The sequence below is a fragment of the Flavimaricola marinus genome (assembly GCF_900184895.1).
Taxonomy (GTDB): domain Bacteria; phylum Pseudomonadota; class Alphaproteobacteria; order Rhodobacterales; family Rhodobacteraceae; genus Flavimaricola; species Flavimaricola marinus.
Genome location: NZ_FXZK01000021.1, coordinates 1 through 17,857 on the forward strand (window position 1 = coordinate 1; position 17,857 = coordinate 17,857).

The 17,857-nt window shown below is 54.7% G+C and carries 17 protein-coding genes; 6 read left to right on the forward strand and 11 right to left on the reverse strand.

Translation table 11 applies throughout. From position 1 onward, the window contains the following. The 5 genes from LOM8899_RS21765 to LOM8899_RS21785 all read right to left on the reverse strand — a co-directional run. Positions 1 to 2,933 (reverse strand): Eco57I restriction-modification methylase domain-containing protein (locus tag LOM8899_RS21765; protein ID WP_093994357.1); only part of this gene is annotated, 2,933 nt, incomplete at its 3' end. Between the two features lie 3 nt (positions 2,934 to 2,936). Continuing rightward, positions 2,937 to 3,860, reverse strand: a complete 924-nt coding sequence (locus tag LOM8899_RS21770) for a nucleotidyl transferase AbiEii/AbiGii toxin family protein (RefSeq protein ID WP_093994358.1) — start codon at positions 3,858 to 3,860, stop codon at positions 2,937 to 2,939. Continuing rightward, positions 3,853 to 4,734 (reverse strand): type IV toxin-antitoxin system AbiEi family antitoxin domain-containing protein, encoded by an 882-nt coding sequence (locus LOM8899_RS21775; protein ID WP_093994359.1) that lies wholly within the window; start codon positions 4,732 to 4,734, stop codon positions 3,853 to 3,855. The genes LOM8899_RS21770 and LOM8899_RS21775 overlap by 8 nt, the downstream gene beginning before the upstream one ends. A 163-nt stretch (positions 4,735 to 4,897) precedes the next feature. Continuing rightward, a complete protein-coding gene (locus LOM8899_RS21780) occupies positions 4,898 to 5,149 on the reverse strand; it encodes a WGR domain-containing protein (RefSeq protein WP_093994360.1) in 252 nt (83 codons plus the stop codon). Positions 5,150 to 5,154: 5 nt separating this feature from the next. Then, a complete protein-coding gene (locus LOM8899_RS21785; protein WP_083350927.1) occupies positions 5,155 to 5,784 on the reverse strand; it encodes a tyrosine-type recombinase/integrase in 630 nt (209 codons plus the stop codon). A 606-nt stretch (positions 5,785 to 6,390) separates the two neighbouring features. On the opposite strand from LOM8899_RS21785, the gene LOM8899_RS21790 reads away from it, so the two are divergent. Continuing rightward, complete coding sequence (locus LOM8899_RS21790; RefSeq protein ID WP_093994361.1) at positions 6,391 to 7,365, forward strand: NAD(P)H-binding protein; 975 nt, start codon at positions 6,391 to 6,393, stop codon at positions 7,363 to 7,365. Positions 7,366 to 7,371: 6 nt separating this feature from the next. Here the strand turns inward: LOM8899_RS21790 and LOM8899_RS21795 are convergent, their stop codons facing one another. From LOM8899_RS21795 to LOM8899_RS21810, 4 genes are all read right to left on the reverse strand, one after another. Beyond that, entirely contained in the window at positions 7,372 to 8,109 is a 738-nt protein-coding gene (locus LOM8899_RS21795) for a hypothetical protein (RefSeq protein ID WP_102888866.1), read from the reverse strand. Between the two features lie 70 nt (positions 8,110 to 8,179). Next, complete coding sequence (locus LOM8899_RS21800) at positions 8,180 to 8,677, reverse strand: GreA/GreB family elongation factor (protein WP_067267097.1); 498 nt, start codon at positions 8,675 to 8,677, stop codon at positions 8,180 to 8,182. Positions 8,678 to 8,708: 31 nt separating this feature from the next. Beyond that, a complete protein-coding gene (fghA, locus tag LOM8899_RS21805) occupies positions 8,709 to 9,548 on the reverse strand; it encodes an S-formylglutathione hydrolase (protein WP_093994362.1) in 840 nt (279 codons plus the stop codon). Between the two features lie 64 nt (positions 9,549 to 9,612). Continuing rightward, positions 9,613 to 10,728, reverse strand: a complete 1,116-nt coding sequence (locus LOM8899_RS21810) for an S-(hydroxymethyl)glutathione dehydrogenase/class III alcohol dehydrogenase (protein ID WP_211096255.1) — start codon at positions 10,726 to 10,728, stop codon at positions 9,613 to 9,615. Between the two features lie 176 nt (positions 10,729 to 10,904). Between LOM8899_RS21810 and LOM8899_RS21815 the strand changes: the two genes are divergently transcribed. The 3 genes from LOM8899_RS21815 to LOM8899_RS21825 are packed head-to-tail and all read left to right on the forward strand — an operon-like array spanning position 10,905 to position 12,942. Continuing rightward, a complete protein-coding gene (locus LOM8899_RS21815; protein WP_093994364.1) occupies positions 10,905 to 11,816 on the forward strand; it encodes a LysR family transcriptional regulator in 912 nt (303 codons plus the stop codon). After that, positions 11,813 to 12,718 carry a bestrophin family protein gene (locus LOM8899_RS21820; protein WP_067267093.1) on the forward strand — a complete coding sequence of 302 codons (906 nt, stop codon included), beginning with the start codon at positions 11,813 to 11,815 and terminating at the stop codon, positions 12,716 to 12,718. Before LOM8899_RS21815 ends, LOM8899_RS21820 begins: the two co-directional genes overlap by 4 nt. A 38-nt stretch (positions 12,719 to 12,756) precedes the next feature. Continuing rightward, complete coding sequence (locus LOM8899_RS21825) at positions 12,757 to 12,942, forward strand: hypothetical protein (RefSeq protein WP_197470896.1); 186 nt, start codon at positions 12,757 to 12,759, stop codon at positions 12,940 to 12,942. 132 nt (positions 12,943 to 13,074) lie between these two features. Here the strand turns inward: LOM8899_RS21825 and uvrA are convergent, their stop codons facing one another. Both uvrA and LOM8899_RS21835 read right to left on the reverse strand, forming a co-directional pair. Next, positions 13,075 to 15,498, reverse strand: coding sequence for an excinuclease ABC subunit UvrA (gene uvrA, locus LOM8899_RS21830; protein ID WP_245820713.1), 2,424 nt, complete (start codon positions 15,496 to 15,498; stop codon positions 13,075 to 13,077). A gap of 117 nt (positions 15,499 to 15,615) precedes the next feature. After that, positions 15,616 to 16,587, reverse strand: coding sequence for a quinone oxidoreductase family protein (locus LOM8899_RS21835; RefSeq protein WP_067267078.1), 972 nt, complete (start codon positions 16,585 to 16,587; stop codon positions 15,616 to 15,618). Between the two features lie 679 nt (positions 16,588 to 17,266). On the opposite strand from LOM8899_RS21835, the gene LOM8899_RS21840 reads away from it, so the two are divergent. Both LOM8899_RS21840 and LOM8899_RS21845 read left to right on the forward strand, forming a co-directional pair. Beyond that, positions 17,267 to 17,518, forward strand: coding sequence for a type II toxin-antitoxin system Phd/YefM family antitoxin (locus LOM8899_RS21840; protein ID WP_036743750.1), 252 nt, complete (start codon positions 17,267 to 17,269; stop codon positions 17,516 to 17,518). Beyond that, a complete protein-coding gene (locus tag LOM8899_RS21845; protein WP_036743748.1) occupies positions 17,515 to 17,781 on the forward strand; it encodes a Txe/YoeB family addiction module toxin in 267 nt (88 codons plus the stop codon). The genes LOM8899_RS21840 and LOM8899_RS21845 overlap by 4 nt, the downstream gene beginning before the upstream one ends. Positions 17,782 to 17,857: the final 76 nt, after the last annotated feature.

Below are 17,857 nucleotides of genomic sequence, written 5' to 3' on the forward strand. Positions count from 1 at the left end.
TGCAGGGCTAGGCGCTTCTCGGAGGTTAACTTTAATGTGCCAGCCAGATTGCAAATTTGTGACTTTTGGTAAGCATTGGCCGCTGGGATAGGAAACGCACTCAGTCCATCAGGTTGAATTTCAAAAAACCCCCCCGCCTTGATTACGAAAATACTTTTGAAGAAGAAGCTGGCCACATTTGAGTTGAGCAGAGAGGTTATAAACTCGTTATCTGTTTTGGCATCAATCAAGTACGCGGTATTGCTTAAAACTGAACCAGAACGATCAACGGAAAATGTGGGCTTTGAAGAGATTTTGGTTGAAACGACCTTTTCTTCCGAAAACTTTTCCCAGTACGCTGTCTTATCTTGTATTTCCGACCAGAGGTAGGTGCCTGACTTTCGCCCTGGCCATTTTTCATCGGGCCGGGAAGGTTTCCAGTTACTGGGTTTCGGTTCAAGTTTTTGACGATGAGTTGAAAGATATTCGAGAATGGCAGGATAGCTCGTTAGGTCTAATCCCTGCCGTGCAAATATGATCCACTGGTCGCGGCCTTCGTGGTGCCAGCGCTTTAGGTCTTTCCCCTCTATCCATGGCAACAATATATCGCTTGATGATGGATCCTTGGCAACAAGCTCATCGCGGGTTTTTTGATCGACGACAAAAGCATCGTTTCTGCCAGTCGTAACCCCTCTGAACGGCTTTCCGTAATTCGCGCGGAGCGATTTTTTCCCACTAGTGATTTTCGTTTTCAAAGCCCGCAAAGCAGGGTTTTCTAATTCCCAAGGTCCTGATCCAAGGACTCTTTGTGGATATGGGCCGGCGGCAGCTTCCCAAGTGGCTAGGAAGTTATTGTCTGGCAGAGCATCTACTTTCCAGAAGCGCAGCTCGTGCCCCTTGGGCGCGGTCCCACGCTTCATGGTCAGGATAGCCGGATAGGTGGTCACGCCTTCGAAGACTTGCAGGTCGCCAAAATCGACTACGCTTTCGATGGTTGCCTCTTTCAGAAGGTATTCGCGCAGGGGCTTGCCCGAGCCGGTCTTGAAGAAGGTATTCGAGGAAATGTAGCCCAATCGGCCACCCGGCTTCATTAGGCGCAAGCCGCGTTCATAAAAGTACACGAAAAGGTCAGCTACACCGTGGTAGCTTTCAAAACGTCTCTGCATGTAAGGTTTTAGACTGGAAAATAGCTCCTGGCGCACATAGGGCGGGTTGCCCAGGACCACGTCGAAGCCGCCTTCGGCAAAGACGCCGGGGAAGGCGGTTTCCCAGGTGAAGGCGTGATCGAGATAGGCGAAGTTGCTGTCCTCGATCAGGCTGTCACCGACGCGGATGCTGCCCGACAGGCTGTCCAGAACCTTGCCGCGCCGGGCAGTCTTGATCCAGAGCGACAGCTTGGTGATCTCGATACTTTCCTCGTTCACGTCCACGCCGAAGAGATTGTCGGTCAGAATTTCACTGTCGGGGACATAGTCGAGCAGATCGCCAAAATGTTCGGCCTTGGGCAGCAGGTCTTTGATCTTGTCGTTCACGCGGGTCAGTTCGGCCTTCATGAAGTCGAACGCCATGATCAGGAACACACCGGAGCCACAGGCGGGATCAACAATGCGCAAGGACTTCAGGCGATCGCGATAGGCTTGCCAGGCTTCCAGCTCAGCTGACTTTTTCCGCCAGGGGATGTTTTCGTAGTCGGTGACATCCGCGCCCTTCTTGGCGTGAACGCGCAAGGTGTCTTCGAAGATTTCCCGCAGATGCGTTCCCAGGGTTTCGGCCACGATGAAGCGCGCGATGTAATCAGGGGTATAGACCACGCCGTCACGCTTGCGCCGCCCGCTTGTGCCGGTGGTTTTCTCGGGTTCTTCCTCTTCACCGCGCGCGATCGCTTGCAGGCGTTCCACATCCGCGATGGACTGTTCGAAGATATGGCCGAGGACCGTGACGGAGACTTCAGAGGCGAAGTCATACTCGCCCAGGGTTTTGAACCCTTCGCAGATGTCATCGGGTATGTTCAGCCCGTCGATCACAGGGTCTTTGCGGAACAGGCCCCCGTTGTAGCGCGGGATTTTTAGATCGCTGTTGCCCTCGTCGATGGCGCGGAACAGGCCTTTGAAATTGTCCCAGACGGGGCGAGGGTTGTAAGCGTCACGCGCGATGAAAGCGTTTTCCAGCGTGTTGTCTGGAAGCAGGCCGGTGTCTTCGGCAAAGGCAATGAACAACACCCGATCGAGGATCTTCTGGGCGAGGGCAATCGCATCGAGGGGCGCGATCGCGGCATCGGCCTTCTGGACTGCGCTCAGCAGCTTGAGGCGCAGGTCCTTGTAGTCCTGATACAGGCTGTCGGTGATGTCCTTGTCTTCGCGGCGGCTTTCTTTCAGCAGATCAGCCGTGCGGCCAGACAGCAGGTTTTCCGCTGACAGGAGCAGCATGAAGCGCGCGTATTCTTCCGGGTCTGTCAGCTGATCGAGGCGGAATTCCTCATAGGCCGAGGTGCCTTCCCCGAAGCCGTAGAAACGCAGCTCGATCATGTTCGAGACCAGAACCCATTTCACGCCGCGCGCGTTCATGGCGTACTCCCACGCCTGTTGAACGGGGCTCTTGTTCCGGCCCGGCATGATTGCATCGAGGTCGCGGGTATCCGCGCCCTTCAGCTCGAATGGTGCCACGATGTCAGGGGTCTTGCCGCCAAAGCGGCCAAGCGCCAGATCGACGCTGCCGCGCAGAATATTTTGTTCAGTTGAGACGTTGTAATCCGCGCCACCGGCTGGGCCGTGGTAGCCGAGAACACCTTCAACGATCTTGGAGGCGAACTGCCCATGCAGAGCGGTTTCCTTCAGGCGTTCAATCCGGCCCGAGCTGATCAACTCCGCCCAGGCTTCCAGCGCAGCCAGATGGTCTGACGGGATCGGATCGGCTTTGATGTGGCGCTTCAGGGTCTTACGGTTGAACAAATTCATAAATTAATGGGCTTTCTTGATGCTGCCCCATGGCAGCGAAACATAGAGATCGCGCATGAGAGCAAAGCGCTCTTCAAAGGGCGGAAGGTCACCAATTTCGAGGGCGAGCGTTTCCCAATCGGCCTGGGCGCGTTGCTTGATTTCCGGGTCATCCATGGATTCTGGCTTGGCCTCGATCCCACGGCTGCGGCACTTCTCGATCAATGTGGTCAAGATGGCTGCTTTGTCAGCACCACTGAAATCATGCTCGCCAATCAAAAATGCAATGTCGTAGACATCTTGTCGCCGGTTGCGCTTGCGTATGGTTTGTTGAAGCAGAGCGCGGAATTTTTCGGCGACAAGCTCATGAATGGTGAACGCGCGCACCGCCACACCGGCCCCGTGCAGGTTCAGCTCCTGGAAGGCATAGACCTGATCACGGAAGCTGATCTCGACATCAAGAACCCGGCTTGCCTTGCCGTCCGCCAGCCGGGCTTCTTCACCTGTGCCACGCTTGGCGGAGCCAATGCGGACCCGAAGCGCGGGGAATTCATAATCCTCGAAATTCTCTGCACGCGGCATCTTCTTCACCGATTGCACCCGGCAGATGAGATCGGGGTAGCCGAGCTTGATCGCGGTGCGAGGCAAAATCTCGTTCAGTTCGGTAATGATCTTTTCCGTCAGGTCGGCGGGTTCTGCCATTGAAGTGAAGTCCACATCCCCGGTGACCCGATTGCTTTTGAACGCCAGGGCCATGACCGCCCCGCCCTTCAAAACGAGTGTCTTCGATAATGAAGGGGCTAGGCCAATTGCCCCCAAGACAATTTCCGTTACCTGGCGATCTCGATAGAGCGTTGGGTTTGCACGCGCGGTTTCGACCCATGCACGAACATCAACATCGACGATGTCGAATTTTGTATCTTGCGCGTGCGGGTCAGTGTCAGACATTTATTGAAATCATCCAGCGTTCTGAGAATTCAGGGGCATATTCAGCGTCAGGGTCGAGTTTGCGTGATCCGCCCCGTTGAGCAAACTGCTCCCAGTTGTGCAGCGCTGGATCATCTATGTCCATGACTTCAGACAGAATATAGCCTGCGCGGACTTTTGCGATCTTGCTGTCGAGGAGATCAATCGCGGCAATAATCTCGGGCACCCACTGATCCGCCTCATTTTCCCAGACATCGAGAACATGGCGCATGCCCCCACAAAGCTGTGGCTCAGCAAGCATGTCGGCAAAGGTTTGGCCAATTGAAGTGATCCGCGTTTCTTCGCCACTCACGGGGGCCGGTGTCCAGGGGTGGCTTGATACGTGCACCACGATCGGGCGGCGACGGATCGTGTCCTTGAAGCCAGGCCTGTTCAGAACAAGAGCTTCTATTTGGCCTAGATTGGGCAGGTCTTCACGAAGACGTTCATCCCGGAGCGCATTCCACAGGGGCCTTTTAGGGGTTGTCAGGTGTAGCGCCTGCGGGCTGCGATCAGTAAGCCCATAGCGCTGCATGGCAGATAGATGCGAGACGTAGGCGAAAGGATCAGCGATGCAGGCGACCTCTTCCGCCGATCCAGCTCTCGTTGATTGCGTCACACGCCACACGCCCGAGCGGAAGTCGGAGTCCATGACAAGCGCCTTCCGTGCCTCAAGGCGTCGTAGCGCATTTTTGGCGCGTGTCTGATCCCAGTCGTGCGGGAGGCGCTTCAACGGCTCGCCGTTCAGCGCCTTTTTGTGAAACAGGTGGTAGCCCAGAACGAAGAAGTCGTAGAAGGTTATGACTGGTAAGTCCTTGTCATTTATAGCCTTTTCGAGACCTTCGGTAAAATTCATCTGCCATCCTTACCCCTATGTCCTAAGGACATAGGGGTAAGGATGGCATTATGTCAAGAGAGACCATTATCATAGGTCAGAATTCATATTAGACACGACTGCGCTATCTATATGTCCTTAGGACATATAGATAGCGCAGTCAGATGTAAATAGGGCTTGGAATCTACCCAAACATCGCCAGCTGCTGAGGCTCCACCCAATAGCCCCGCTGACGCTTGGAGGCTTCCAGTGTGACCAGAGCTGCAACGGCCTTGTTCTCGTCCTCGAACCAATCCATCCGAACCTGACCGCCTTGCCCTATGCGGCCCCATTCGCGGTACAGCGTCCATTCGCCGAACAGGTTCGGCATGACCGCCATCCGGTAGAACCGCGCCATTTTCTGCGCAGGCTGGCGTTTCTCAAGATAGGTCTGCATGGCCGTCACAGGTGATACTTGCGCGCAATTTCGAGGGCTTCGGCCTGTTCGGTACCGATGTATTCCTTGGTACTTTCAATACTGGCATGGCCGAGCAGCAGCTGGGCCGCGCGCAGGTTGCCGGTCTGCTGGTAGATATGGGTCGGGAAGGTCCGGCGCAGCGAATGCAGGCCGTAGAGGCTGGGATCGAGGCGGGCCTTTTCCAGCCAGGAGCGGAACAGCCGCCAAAGCTGGCTTTCACTGAGATGGGTCTGGGACCACCGTGCCCCCTGCCCCGTGAACAGCCAGCCGTGCAGCGGCTTTTCAGAGGCGGTGAGATAAGCACGCAGACTGTCGCGCGTGTTTGAAGAAAGCCGCGCCTGCACAGGGCGCGCGTTCCGCGCCTCGGTTTTCTTCTGCCGGATTTCCACGATCTCGCGCACGCCTGCCGGGGTTGCCACATCCGCCACCCGCAGCCGCACCAGATCGGAGCCCCGGAAACTGGTATCGAGGGCCACGTTGAACAGCGCCAGATCACGCAAGGCTTTCTCTTGGCGCAGGATCATCCGGATCAGGGATACCTGGTCGGGTGTCAGCGGGGGTTTCTTGCCCACCACACGGCCCTTGTTCCAGGTGGTCTGGGCAGCAGCTTTCACGGGCAAATCCTTGCGAGGTTATATTGATATAATACCCATAAACCTTGCATGTTAAAAGTAGTATGTTGCGAGATGGGGCACTTTCTCCATGTTTTGTTGAGTTTTCAGCTTGGGTACTAATGCGAGCTTTTATCATAAAGCTCGCATGAGGCGAAAGCCGACGTTCGCTGCGTGAGGCACCAAAGGCCGGTGTGCGGGACCAAGCCGACATAGGATTTCCCAATCTCGCTGACGCAGCATTTACTCGCACTTGCAGCAGAGCTTTTGCTGCAATGCAGCGCACGTCAACGAAGCAGCCATTGAAACCCGCGTAGACAGGTGAATTTTAGACAGCTCTTTCGTTGCGCACGGTTTCTACAATCGAGGCGCGGACGAAGTTGCCGGATGCCCTTGCAGAAATTTCTTGCTGCGCCAGCGACCGAGGAACCCAACATAAGAACCGCGCTTACGCAATATCTCGCAGATGAAATTCAATTTAATGAAATTGATTTGACTGCGTCTGCCTCCAAGGCTTTCGCAGGCATTGGTAGATGTAACAAGGTCGGTTGATTGTTCGCATCTATCAGGACAGGTTAGTAGAAAATCCCATGTCTGAAAGCGATCCAAATGACCTCGCAAACTGTCCTGATTACCTCGGCAACGGGCCGAATTGGCAAAGAACTAGTGGCTCGTCTGGCCTTGGACGCGGCCATCACGGTACGCGCCTGTTATTTTAGCGAGAACAAAGCCGACAGTCTAATGGCCCTGGGGGCAGATGAAGTCGTTAAGTTCGACCTTTCCGATCCGGAAACCTGGGAGGCCGCGCTTGAAGGTGTGAACGCCGTCTACTCTGCGTCCCTTGATCCAATGCTTCAACAGCATCTTGCATTCAGCAAAGAGCTGGGAAAGCGTCACGATCAGGTCGAACATGTGGTGCGGATAAGCTGCATGGGGGCGGATACGAATACTGCATCCTATGTCGCGGATCAGCATGCTTCACGTAAGGGCGCTGGAATTCCGCTCATGCTGCAACACTACTGGTGGGGCGAAAAGGCGTTGATTGACGAAGGGTTGAACGTCACTGCCTTGCGCAACAATTTCTTCATGAACCATCTTCTTAAAACTGATTGCGAGATGATTGATCGCGAAGGCTGGTTCTCAAACCCGCTGGGCGACATGCGCAATTCCTTCGTGGCCACCCGCGATATTGCCGAAGCTGCAGCTGTTGCCCTAACTGAGGGGCCAGACAGGCACGCGAACAAATTTTACGACATCACAGGCCCGGCACCGCAATCCATGTCCGAAATAGCCGCTGATTTGGGTCGTGCCATGGGCAAAGACGTTGAGTACCGTGCCCAATCCATGGTCGATTTCGAAGCGGACTTTGGCGCGACGCGGGCCGAATTCTTTGAATACCTGACCAACGGATTTTACACGCGGTGCAGCCCCGATTTTTACAACCTTACGGGCCACAAACCGACGTCTTATTACGACTATCTGACCACCAAAGGGGTCAGTGGCGAAACCGGCCTTGAAGAGTTATGGCAAGGCAACCTTTGGAAAAAAGGCACCGATGCCATGAAAGATGCCGCCAAGTCTTAAGCTGCGCTAAATCGAAATCTGCACCACGGTATAAACGGTGACCGCTGCCACAAACGCAGGAAATGACGATGGGTGTTCGCGCGAAAACTCCTCTTCGAGCACAACCAACACAATACCACCGGCGAGAAACGACAGCAAAAGTGTGACCACGATTGGTGAAATAACGGTCGTGGCACCGATCACCCAACCGGCAAGAATGGCGACAGTTAGGGCCCACCGTCCAATGCGCTGATAGACCCCTTTGTGGATTTCCATCATCCGGTAATCCACAACCAGGAAATGAACCGCCATCGAAAGTACAAAAATGACAATTGCGACCGGATCGTTCATCTGGACGATAAGATAGCCGATGATTGCTTTGTAAAACGCGTAAGATGCAAGATGTATCCAGACCCTCAACCCGGTTGTTTCCGTCGTATTATGAGAACCACTTCCTTCGACGGGTTTTTCAACCAAACGTTCCATTCCATAGAACGCGACGAGACCGATCAGGAGCGGCAGAAACGGACTGTGTTTCAGGATCTCCGCCATAGGTCCAAGGGATTCTGGAAAGGCAAGCGTCCCATCAACGATCTTGGGCAGGAGGCCAAGAAAGACATAACTGATGGAGATGCCGTCAGCGAACGACAGCCAGTACTTCTGAGGCATTTGGTGTTTCCACCGCAGTAGATCAGCAAGCACATGGACAAGGCTAAGGAATACAACCGATGCAAGCGAAAGCCCGATCAATGCTATGGAGTTCATTCTAAATTCCTTTTAGGCGCGACAATTGCGCAGTTTGGGCCTCTCGGCGCGACAGTTCATCCGGTGCTCCCTACTCATACCGGATCGCAACGATCTCAAGATCGACGATTCCGGTGGGCTTTTGCCATTCAACCGTGTCGCCGATCTGTGCGCCCATCAGCGCAACCCCAAGCGGCGAATATGGGGCAATCAGGCCATGCGTAGGGTCGGCCTCATCCTCGCCGACAATTCGAAAACTCTGGCGGCTGTCGTCTTCAGTAATGACTTCGATCTCTGCGCCAAATGCGACGATCCGGGGGGAATGGCTTTTCGGATCAACGAGGATCGCACGGCTGATGCGCGCTTCAAGAAAGCGGATGTCACGTTGAGCCACAGCAATGGCAAGTTTTCTGTCGATTTCTTCAGCTTTCTCGCGCAGTTTTGCCAGATCCGACTGGCGAGCGCCAAGTCGGCCGTTTAGCGCAGCAAGACCCGACGGGGTCACCAAGTTTGGATGTGGACTTTGTGGCAGATCATCCAGGTGAACATTCTCGGTGCCATCGTCTTCTTTTGTAAACGCTTTGCTCATGACAATTTCCCCAATGTTTGGCGGCTCGTCGCTATGTGGCCAAGTGCTTTGCGTGGAACCGTAGGTGATCCTCAACGAAGCTGGCAATGAAATAGTAGCTGTGATCATAGCCTTCGCGTCGGTTCAGCTTCAACGGATAGCCGCTTTCTTTTGCTGATGCTTCCAGTGTCTCTGGTTTCAACTGCTCTTCAAGAAAGTCGTCGGCTTCGCCCTGATCCACAAGCACAGGAACGGCCCCTTTTGCTTTTCGCATCAGTAGGCTGGCATCATAATCAGCCCATGCGCCTTTGTCCTTTCCCAGATATGCTGCAAAGGCCTTTTGGCCCCACGAACAATCGACTGGATTGCCAATCGGGCTAAACGCTGAAGCAGATTGGAAGGTGTCAGGATTGCGAAGCGCTAGAACCAGCGCGCCATGGCCACCCATCGAATGGCCAAAGACAGAGCGCTTGTCGCTGACCGGGAATGTGGCCTCGATCAGTTGTGGCAGTTCATTCATCACATAGTCGTACATTTGGTAGTGACGGTTCCAAGGGGCCTGCGTTGCGTTGACGTAAAATCCAGCCCCCTGACCCAGATCATAGCCATCATCATCAGCGACACCCACACCACGCGGGCTGGTATCGGGGGCGACAATCGCAACGCCAAGCTCTGCTGCGATACGTTGAGCACCGGCCTTTTGCATAAAATTCTCGTCCGTACACGTTAGCCCAGACAGCCAGTACAGGACCGGAACCTTCTGGCCATTTGCCGTCTGGGGCGGCAAATAGATCGCGAACCGCATGTCGCAGTTCAGTGCGGTTGAACGGTGCGTATAATGTTTGGTCCAGCCGCAGAAGCTTTTGTTAACACTCGTAATTTCCAGTGACATTCTGCACCCTTTGCTTGGATATGGGCCGCGCCACATTGGGCGCGACCGCTTTGTTTCTGTTGGTTTATTTGTCGAAGTGAATGACGGTGCGAATGCTTTTGCCTTCGTGCATCAATTCAAACGCCTTGTTGATGTCCTCAAGACCCATCGTGTGGGTGATGAAATCATTCAGCTTAAACTCGCCCTTCATGTAGCGTTCGACGTAATCGGGCAGCTCGGAACGGCCCTTAACGCCGCCAAAAGCAGACCCGCGCCAGACACGGCCTGTGACCAATTGGAAGGGACGGGTGGAGATTTCCTGACCAGCACCGGCAACGCCGATCACCACGGATTCGCCCCAGCCCTTGTGGCAACATTCAAGCGCGGAACGCATGACATTGACGTTGCCGATACATTCGAACGAATAGTCAACACCGCCATCGGTCAGCTCGACAATCACATCCTGAATTGGCTTGTCGTGGTCTTTGGGGTTGATGAAATCCGTCGCGCCGAGCTTGCGGGCTAGATCGAATTTGCTCTCGTTGATGTCGACCACGATGATCCGGCTCGCCTTGGCCATGGCGGCCCCAATGACAGCCGACAACCCGATACCGCCCATGCCGAAAATCGCAACAGTTGCGCCTTCTTCGACCTTCGCGGTGTTCATCACGGCACCCATGCCGGTGGTGACGCCACAACCGAGCAAGCAAACCTCTTCAAGCGGTGCCTCAGGGTTTACTTTGGCTAGCGAGATTTCGGGCAAGACAGTGTATTCTGAGAAGGTCGAGCAACCCATGTAATGCAAGATCGGTTTGCCGTCTTTGTAGAACCGGCTAGTGCCATCGGGCATCAGGCCTTTGCCTTGGGTTTCGCGGATCTTTTGGCAAAGGTTGGTTTTGCCAGATTTGCAGAATTTACACTCGCCGCATTCAGGTGTGTAGAGCGGGATCACATGATCGCCCACGGCTACGCTGGTAACACCTTCGCCGATGGATTCGACAATGCCGCCACCTTCATGGCCAAGCACGACGGGAAATAGACCCTCAGGATCATCGCCGGACAGTGTAAAGGCATCGGTATGACAAACGCCTGTGGCGACGATACGCACACGTACTTCGCCTTTTTGCGGCGGCATCACGTCAATCTCTTCGATCGAGAGCGGCTGGTTAACAGCCCATGCTACGGCGGCTTTGGATTTGATTATTCCGGTCATCAGAACTCACTTTTCTTTTTGGTGGGTGAATATTTGCGGGCGCGACGATTTATAATTGAGTGTTTATACTATTGCCGTTAGATTGATAATTCAGGATTTCAGCAATTCACTATTACGAAACAGTAACAATCGTTGACTGCATTGACGGTGAAAAGGAAGCACGAATGTTCAACTGGGAAGGGGTTTCAGAATTTGTCTCGGTCGCTGAGACTGAGAGCTTTACTGCGGCCGCCAACCGTTTGGGCATTTCCACCGCACAGGTCAGCCGTCAAATCGGCGCGCTGGAAACGCGGTTGGGCGTTAAGTTGTTCTATCGCACGACCCGAAAGGTCTCGATCACGGATACCGGGCAAATTTATTACAATCACTGCCGTCAGGTGCTTGACGGCCTAGCCGAGGCGGAACGCGCTATCACCGACCTGCATCAGACCCCCAAGGGAAGGCTCAACCTGACCGCACCCGTTACGTTCGGTGAGAAGCGGATTGCGCCTTTGGTGAATGAATTTGTCGCCCGCTATCCGGAGCTGGAAGTCAATCTGACGTTGTCCAATCAGATGCTTGATCTTGTTGCGGAGTGTTATGATCTGGCGATCCGTCTGGGCGAACTCGAGGACAGCACGATGATGGCCAAACGGCTGTCGTCGCGCACCCACTATGTCTGCGCCTCGCCCGACTACCTTGCCGCACATGGCGTGCCTTATGCGCTGTCCGAATTGGACCAGCACAATTGCCTGCAAGGCACGTTGGACTACTGGCGGTTTGAGGAAAAGAGCAAGCCTCGCCACATCCGGGTCAAAGGCAATCTTCGCTGCAACAGTGGCTGGTCACTGGTCGATGCAGCGCTGAAGGGTATCGGTATTGTGCAGTTGCCGGATTACTATGTTCAGGCTGAACTTGAGGCGGGTCGGCTGGTGCCGGTGCTCGACAATTATCGCGCCCCGGATGACGGCATTTGGGCGATCTATCCGCACAACCGCCACCTCTCACCCAAGGTTCGTTTGTTGCTGGAACATCTGAGCGAGGGGCTGGAAACAACAGAAGATTTGATGCCAAAAACAATTGGGGAAACCAAATGATCGTCAGGGAACACCCATCCTCATTGCAGTTGTTCTTTGTCATGCAAGGATCCGTCGTGCCGAAAATCATGGGCAGGATCATCGGCGTCGCGGTGCTGTCGGTGATCGTCTTACTTTTGGATCAGCATGTCGTCACCCTGCCGCATATCTCGATCGGCGCGATGAGCATCTTCGGCGTCGCCCTGTCGCTGTTCCTCGGGTTTCGCAATAACGCTGCGTACGATCGCTGGTGGGAGGCGCGCAAACTTTGGGGATCAATGATTGCTGATGTGCGCAATCTGGGGCGGCATATGTGCGTGTTTGTCGGCAAGGGGGCAGACCGTGAGAATATACTTTCTTGTGCGGTCGCTTTTGCCCATCTTCACCGTGGATTTTTGCGCAGCGTTGATGCGCGCGCTGATATCATCGCCTGGATTGGTAAAGAAAAAGCTGACGCAATGATTGCGCGGAAGAATCCGGCAGATGCTGCACTGCGGTCCATGGCTGACCAAATTGGCAAGTTGATTGAACGTGATGCCATCAGTGGTTTTGGTCAAATGACCATCTCACAAACTCTGTCCTCGCTGGCGCTCGCGCAAGCCGGATGTGAACGTATCGTGACCACGCCGCTGCCGTTTGTGTATTCCCTTTTGGTACGCCGAACGACCTATCTTTACTGTTGGTTGCTGCCCTTCGCTTTGATAGAATCAACAAGCTGGTTTGCCCCAATATTTGCCGCCGTCGTGGCCTATGTGTTTTTTGGCCTGCAGGCAGTGACCAACGAGTTGGAACTGCCGTTTCGCAATGTTCAGAACGGGTTGCCGCTTGATGCGCTGTGCCGGACAATTGAGATTTCTGTGTCAGAAGCGCTGGATCGTCCCCCGCCCACTGCATTGAGCGCCACAAACCATGTTTTATCTTAGATGCACGAAGGCCCCTCATACCGCTTGGCACGCCGATCATGCTGAACGACAAACAAAATCGGATCAGGGCGATCGTGCCCAATCTGATGGGCTATGATGCGGGTTTTCCTGCGGCAAGCTATCACGCGTTTTTCGACCCCGCAGCCGGCGTTGCAAAGCCGGACGATGGACGAGAAGTGTTCGAAGGTCTTCAGCCCAGCTTCGTGTGGCCTCAAGGATCGTAAGCCACTAGCCTTGGGCAACGGAGGCGAAAATTTCGCATCCCTGTTGCCCTCGTAGCGCTACACAACTTGGCTGACCCAAACACAAAGCACCCCGCACACGTGCTAAAATATCGGCCTGTGTTCCAGCTTACGTTAGGGAAACAAAAACGGCGCGGTTCGGCTGGTCTTTGACTTTGCGACAACCATAGGCGGGCCTTGCGCGACGATAGCGCCACCCTTCTTACCAGCGCCAGGGCCTACGTCGATGACCCAGTCGCTGTTGCGCGCAACCAGCATATTGTGTTCAACCATGATGACCGAATTGCCTGCGTCGACTAGCCCATTCAGCTGTGCCATCAGCAGCGTTACGTCTGCTGGATGCAGGCCGGTGGTTGGTTCGTCGAGAACATAAAGCGTGTCACTTCGCTGCGCGCGTTGCAGTTCGGTGGCAAGTTTGATCCGCTGTGCTTCACCGCCCGAAAGCTCGGTCGCGGGCTGACCCAACCGTAGATAGCCAAGGCCAACCTGTAGCAATGCATCGAGCGCCCGCAAAACAGCAGGTTCGTCAGTAAAAAACCCGTGTGCTGCGTCAACAGTCAGGTCCAGTACTTCGGCAATATTCTTATCGCGGTAAGTAACCTCAAGTGTCTTGGCGTTGTAACGTTGACCCTGACACACCGGGCACGGCGTGTAGACGCTGGGAAGGAAAAGCAGTTCAACGCTAACTAAACCCGCCCCTTCGCAGTTCGGACAACGCCCTTTAGCAACATTGAACGAAAAACGCCCTACACTATAGCGGCGCGCCTTGGCCATCTGCGTCGCCGCGAACAACTTGCGAACGTAATCAAACAATCCGGTATATGTGGCAAGGTTGGATCGTGGCGTCCGGCCAATCGGCTTTTGATCAACTGTGACCAAACGCCGGATATGCGCCATGCCATCAACGATCCGCCCGCCGGTGGCCGTCTCTAAATCTCGTTCCAACAATTCGGTTTCACCGCTGGGGGCTTCAACGGGCTTTTGTTGCCCCAATGCTTCCCCAACGAGCTCGACAAGCGCCTGACTGACAAGGCTCGATTTGCCCGACCCCGACACACCAGTCACCGTCGTCAAAATGCCAAGCGGCAACTCAACGTCTAGACCGTTCAGATTGTTTCGCGTGATCCCTGCCAGCTTTAGCCAGCCTATTGGGTGTCGCGGTGTGTGGTCCGCAGCGACATCGGGCGAGAATAAATAGCGCCCAGTGTGCGATGCCTTGACCTCGCGCAGGCCGTCCAATGGGCCATTATAGACAACTTCGCCGCCATGTGTTCCGGCGTCCGGCCCAATGTCAACAATCCAGTCGGCATGTCGGATGACATTGTCATCATGTTCAACGACGAACAGCGAATTACCAGCGCCTTTGAGTTCATCCAGCGCGCGCAGCAATGCTTGGGTATCGGCCGGGTGCAGCCCTGCCGAAGGCTCATCCAAGACGTAGATCACACCGAACAGTTGCGAGCGGATTTGCGTGGCCAGTCGCAGACGCTGTAATTCGCCCGGAGACAAGGTTGGTGTGCTGCGCTCTAGCGACAGGTAGCCAAGGCCGAGATTGGTAAGCGCCTCGACACGGGCCAGAATATCGCTGGCAATCCGCTGCGCCACAATCGCCTTTTCCGGATGCAAATCGCCCGCGTGCGGTTTTGCTGAGGCAGCGTCGCGCAGCCGCGCGGCAAGATCGCTTAACGTCAGTTGCGACAATTCACCGATATCCAGCCCAGCAAATTTCACCGACAGTGACTCGCGTTTCAGCTTCTTGCCCTCACAATCCGGGCACTCGGAAATTTGCATGAACTGCGAGACGCGTTTCTTGGTGCGGTGGCTTTGCGTTGTCGCAAACGAGTTTAAAACATAGCGCTGCGCACTGGAAAATGTTCCCATATAACTCGGCGTCAGGTTTCGCGCCCGCGCGATGCGCGTCTCATCAGGATTGAAACCTGCATAGACTGGCTCAACGGGTGTTTCGTCAGTAAACAGGATCCAGTCGCGGGATTCTTTGGGCAGGTCCTTCCACGGGGTGTCTATATCGTGTCCAAGTGACACAAGAATATCGCGCAGATTCTGCCCGCCCCATGCGGGAGGCCACGCTGCAATAGCACGCTCGCGGATGGTTTTTGTATCATCGGGCACCAGCAGCTTTTCCGTCACGTCAAACACGCGGCCGATACCATGGCAGCGCGGACAGGCCCCTTCCGGTGTGTTTGGCGAGAACGCATCCGCATAGAGTATCTGCTGACCAGACGGATATTCCCCCGCCCGCGAATAAAGCATGCGAAGACCGTTGGAAATCGTCGTGACGCTGCCCACTGATGATCTGGTGGACGGCGCGCCGCGTTGTTGTTGAAGTGCGACCGCTGGCGGAAGTCCGTCAATCGCATCGACATCCGGTTCGCCGACCTGATCAATCAACCGGCGCGCATAGGGCGACACTGAATCAAGATAGCGGCGTTGCGATTCCGCAAACAGGGTTCCGAACGCAAGCGACGACTTTCCAGACCCGGAGATACCAGTAAAGACGACAAGCGCATTGCGCGGCAAATCAACGTCGATGTTTTTCAGATTGTGGACACGCGCACCCCGGACCTGAATACAGTGGTCAGGGTCGCACGGGACGTCCTTGGGTTTAGTTGGGGCGATTGCTAAATCCTCTTCTCGTTAGGGTAACAATATTGTTGAACCAGTTGTTTTGCGGCCTTCCAAATCCTGATGCGCCTTGACAGCATCGGCCAGCGGATAGGTCTGGTTGACCTCAATCCTAACAGCGCCCGACCCGACAACATCAAACAGATCAGCCACGTTGGCCTGCAACGCCTCATCAGAGTCAACATATGTATTCAGCCCTGGACGCGTCAGATAGAGCGAACCTTTTGCCGCCAGAATACCCGTGTCAAAACCTGTTACCGGACCGGATGCAGAGCCAAAGTTGACCAGTAGGCCAAACGGGCTGAGACTGTCGAGTGAAGCATTAAGCGTTGCCTGACCGACACCATCGTAAACCACGGGCACACCTTTGCCATCTGTTAGCTCACGCACCCGCTCGGCTACATTTTCCGAGGTGTAATTTATGACCTCGTCGCAGCCCATGGATTTGGCAAGCGCTGCTTTTTCAGGCGAACTTGTGGTGCCGATGACCCGAACGCCTAGATGTTTTGCCCATTGAACGGCAATCAGACCAACGCCACCAGCAACCGCGTGCCACAAAATGGTTTCACCTGCTTTGACCTTGTAGGTTTCGCGCAACAAATAGCGCACCGTCATACCCTTAAGCATCATGGCGGCCGCCGTTTCATCCGAAATCGTATCTGGCAGTTTTGAAAGCCTATTGGCAGGCATGTTCCGGGCTTGTGAATAAGACCCAATCGGCCCCGCACCATAGGCAACCCTGTCCCCCACTTTTAACGTCGTGACGCCCTCGCCAACGGCCTCCACAACTCCGGCTGCCTCGGATCCCAAACCGCTGGGCAAAGGCAGTGGATAGGCACCGGATCTATAGTAGGTATCAAGATAATTGACCCCAATCGCAGTGTGGCGTAATCGCACCTCGCCAGGTCCCGGTGCATCCAAAGTGATGTCCTCATATTGCATAACTTCCGGTCCGCCGGTTTTGTGAAACTTGATCGCTTTCATGAGTTCGCTTTCCAGTTGGGGTTGTTAGCACTAATCTGTAACGAGCGGGTCACGCATCTACTAGGTAGGCTATGTCGTCAATCTGGCGGACGGGTATGCGCGAGTTTCGTCTCCCTAACGCCGACGAAGCTGCCCAATTCGTCCGCGAACTCGCTTTGTTACTTATTCCATGAAGTTGTAGATTAATGGCATTCAACCTTTGGAAAGCCTATCGTGCAGCTCCCTTAGACCAGCGCGCTTGGGACAGCGCAACACGGCCCAAATTTGGTATCCTAGAGTTTGAGTGATCTCAAAGCCTATAAGGGCGAGAAGCGGCCTTTCCAGCAATTGCCATGAGCGGCGGGTTCGTCCACAACTTGATCCTTGCGCGCATTGTTCTCGCCGCGGATCGCACGAATGACCGGTTCTCCCGCCGCTCTGCAGCGTAGAAAATCACGCTGTTGCAGCAATTTCCGCGCTGCGAGCGCACGCAGCACAAAATCTGAATTTACAGTGAGGGCTCGAACCGGGATTTCGCTGCGCTCTCCATGAACGTCCGCTCTCACCCTCATGCGAGCTTTTAACCAAAAGCGCGCATGGAAGCGTGAGCTTCGCATCAATGTGAACCTTTGTTTGGCGCGACCTCTTTACTTGTACTTAATGTTGTACATATAAGGTTGCGACAACAAGGAGAGTCGCGATGGATGTTATGACCTACTCAGACGCACGAGCTCAACTGAAGGGCGTCATGGATCGAGCGATCCACGACAAGCAGGAAGTTGTCGTGACGCGCAAGAAGGGCGAGTCCGTTGTGGTCGTGTCCTTGGACACTTGGAACGCCGTCAACGAGACGTTGCACCTCTTGTCCACACCGAAAAACGCATCCCGCTTGCGCGCGTCGATCGCGCAACTCGATGCTGGAACTGGCGAAGAGCGTGAGCTGACCGAGTGAAGCTGGTTTTTTCCGATCAGGCCTGGGAAGACTATCAATACTGGGTCAACACCAACGACAAGGTACGCGACCGGATCAACGAGCTGATCAAGCAGTGCAAGCGGACCCCCTTCAAGGGAACCGGCAAGCCGGAACCTTTGAAGGGCGATTTGACTGGCTGGTGGTCCCGGCGGATTTCTCAGGAAGATCGAATGGTCTACCGGGTCAGTGGAGCTGGCGATGGCCAAAGCCTAGAGATTGCGCAACTGCGGTTCCATTACTGAAAACCCGTAGGGTTGAACGACCTAGATGTGACGAGGTCGAACGTCTCAAAGTATTCTCGAAGTTAACTCTAACTAT

Coding starts and splice junctions, on each gene's coding strand:
- LOM8899_RS21770 (WP_093994358.1), bottom strand. CDS start 3,860: ATGTCTGACACTGACCCGCACGCGCAAGATACAAAATTCGACATCGTC.
- LOM8899_RS21775 (WP_093994359.1), bottom strand. CDS start 4,734: ATGAATTTTACCGAAGGTCTCGAAAAGGCTATAAATGACAAGGACTTA.
- LOM8899_RS21780 (WP_093994360.1), bottom strand. CDS start 5,149: ATGCAGACCTATCTTGAGAAACGCCAGCCTGCGCAGAAAATGGCGCGG.
- LOM8899_RS21790 (WP_093994361.1), top strand. CDS start 6,391: ATGACCTCGCAAACTGTCCTGATTACCTCGGCAACGGGCCGAATTGGC.
- LOM8899_RS21795 (WP_102888866.1), bottom strand. CDS start 8,109: ATGAACTCCATAGCATTGATCGGGCTTTCGCTTGCATCGGTTGTATTC.
- LOM8899_RS21800 (WP_067267097.1), bottom strand. CDS start 8,677: ATGAGCAAAGCGTTTACAAAAGAAGACGATGGCACCGAGAATGTTCAC.
- fghA (WP_093994362.1), bottom strand. CDS start 9,548: ATGTCACTGGAAATTACGAGTGTTAACAAAAGCTTCTGCGGCTGGACC.
- LOM8899_RS21815 (WP_093994364.1), top strand. CDS start 10,905: ATGTTCAACTGGGAAGGGGTTTCAGAATTTGTCTCGGTCGCTGAGACT.
- LOM8899_RS21820 (WP_067267093.1), top strand. CDS start 11,813: ATGATCGTCAGGGAACACCCATCCTCATTGCAGTTGTTCTTTGTCATG.
- LOM8899_RS21825 (WP_197470896.1), top strand. CDS start 12,757: ATGCTGAACGACAAACAAAATCGGATCAGGGCGATCGTGCCCAATCTG.
- LOM8899_RS21835 (WP_067267078.1), bottom strand. CDS start 16,587: ATGAAAGCGATCAAGTTTCACAAAACCGGCGGACCGGAAGTTATGCAA.
- LOM8899_RS21840 (WP_036743750.1), top strand. CDS start 17,267: ATGGATGTTATGACCTACTCAGACGCACGAGCTCAACTGAAGGGCGTC.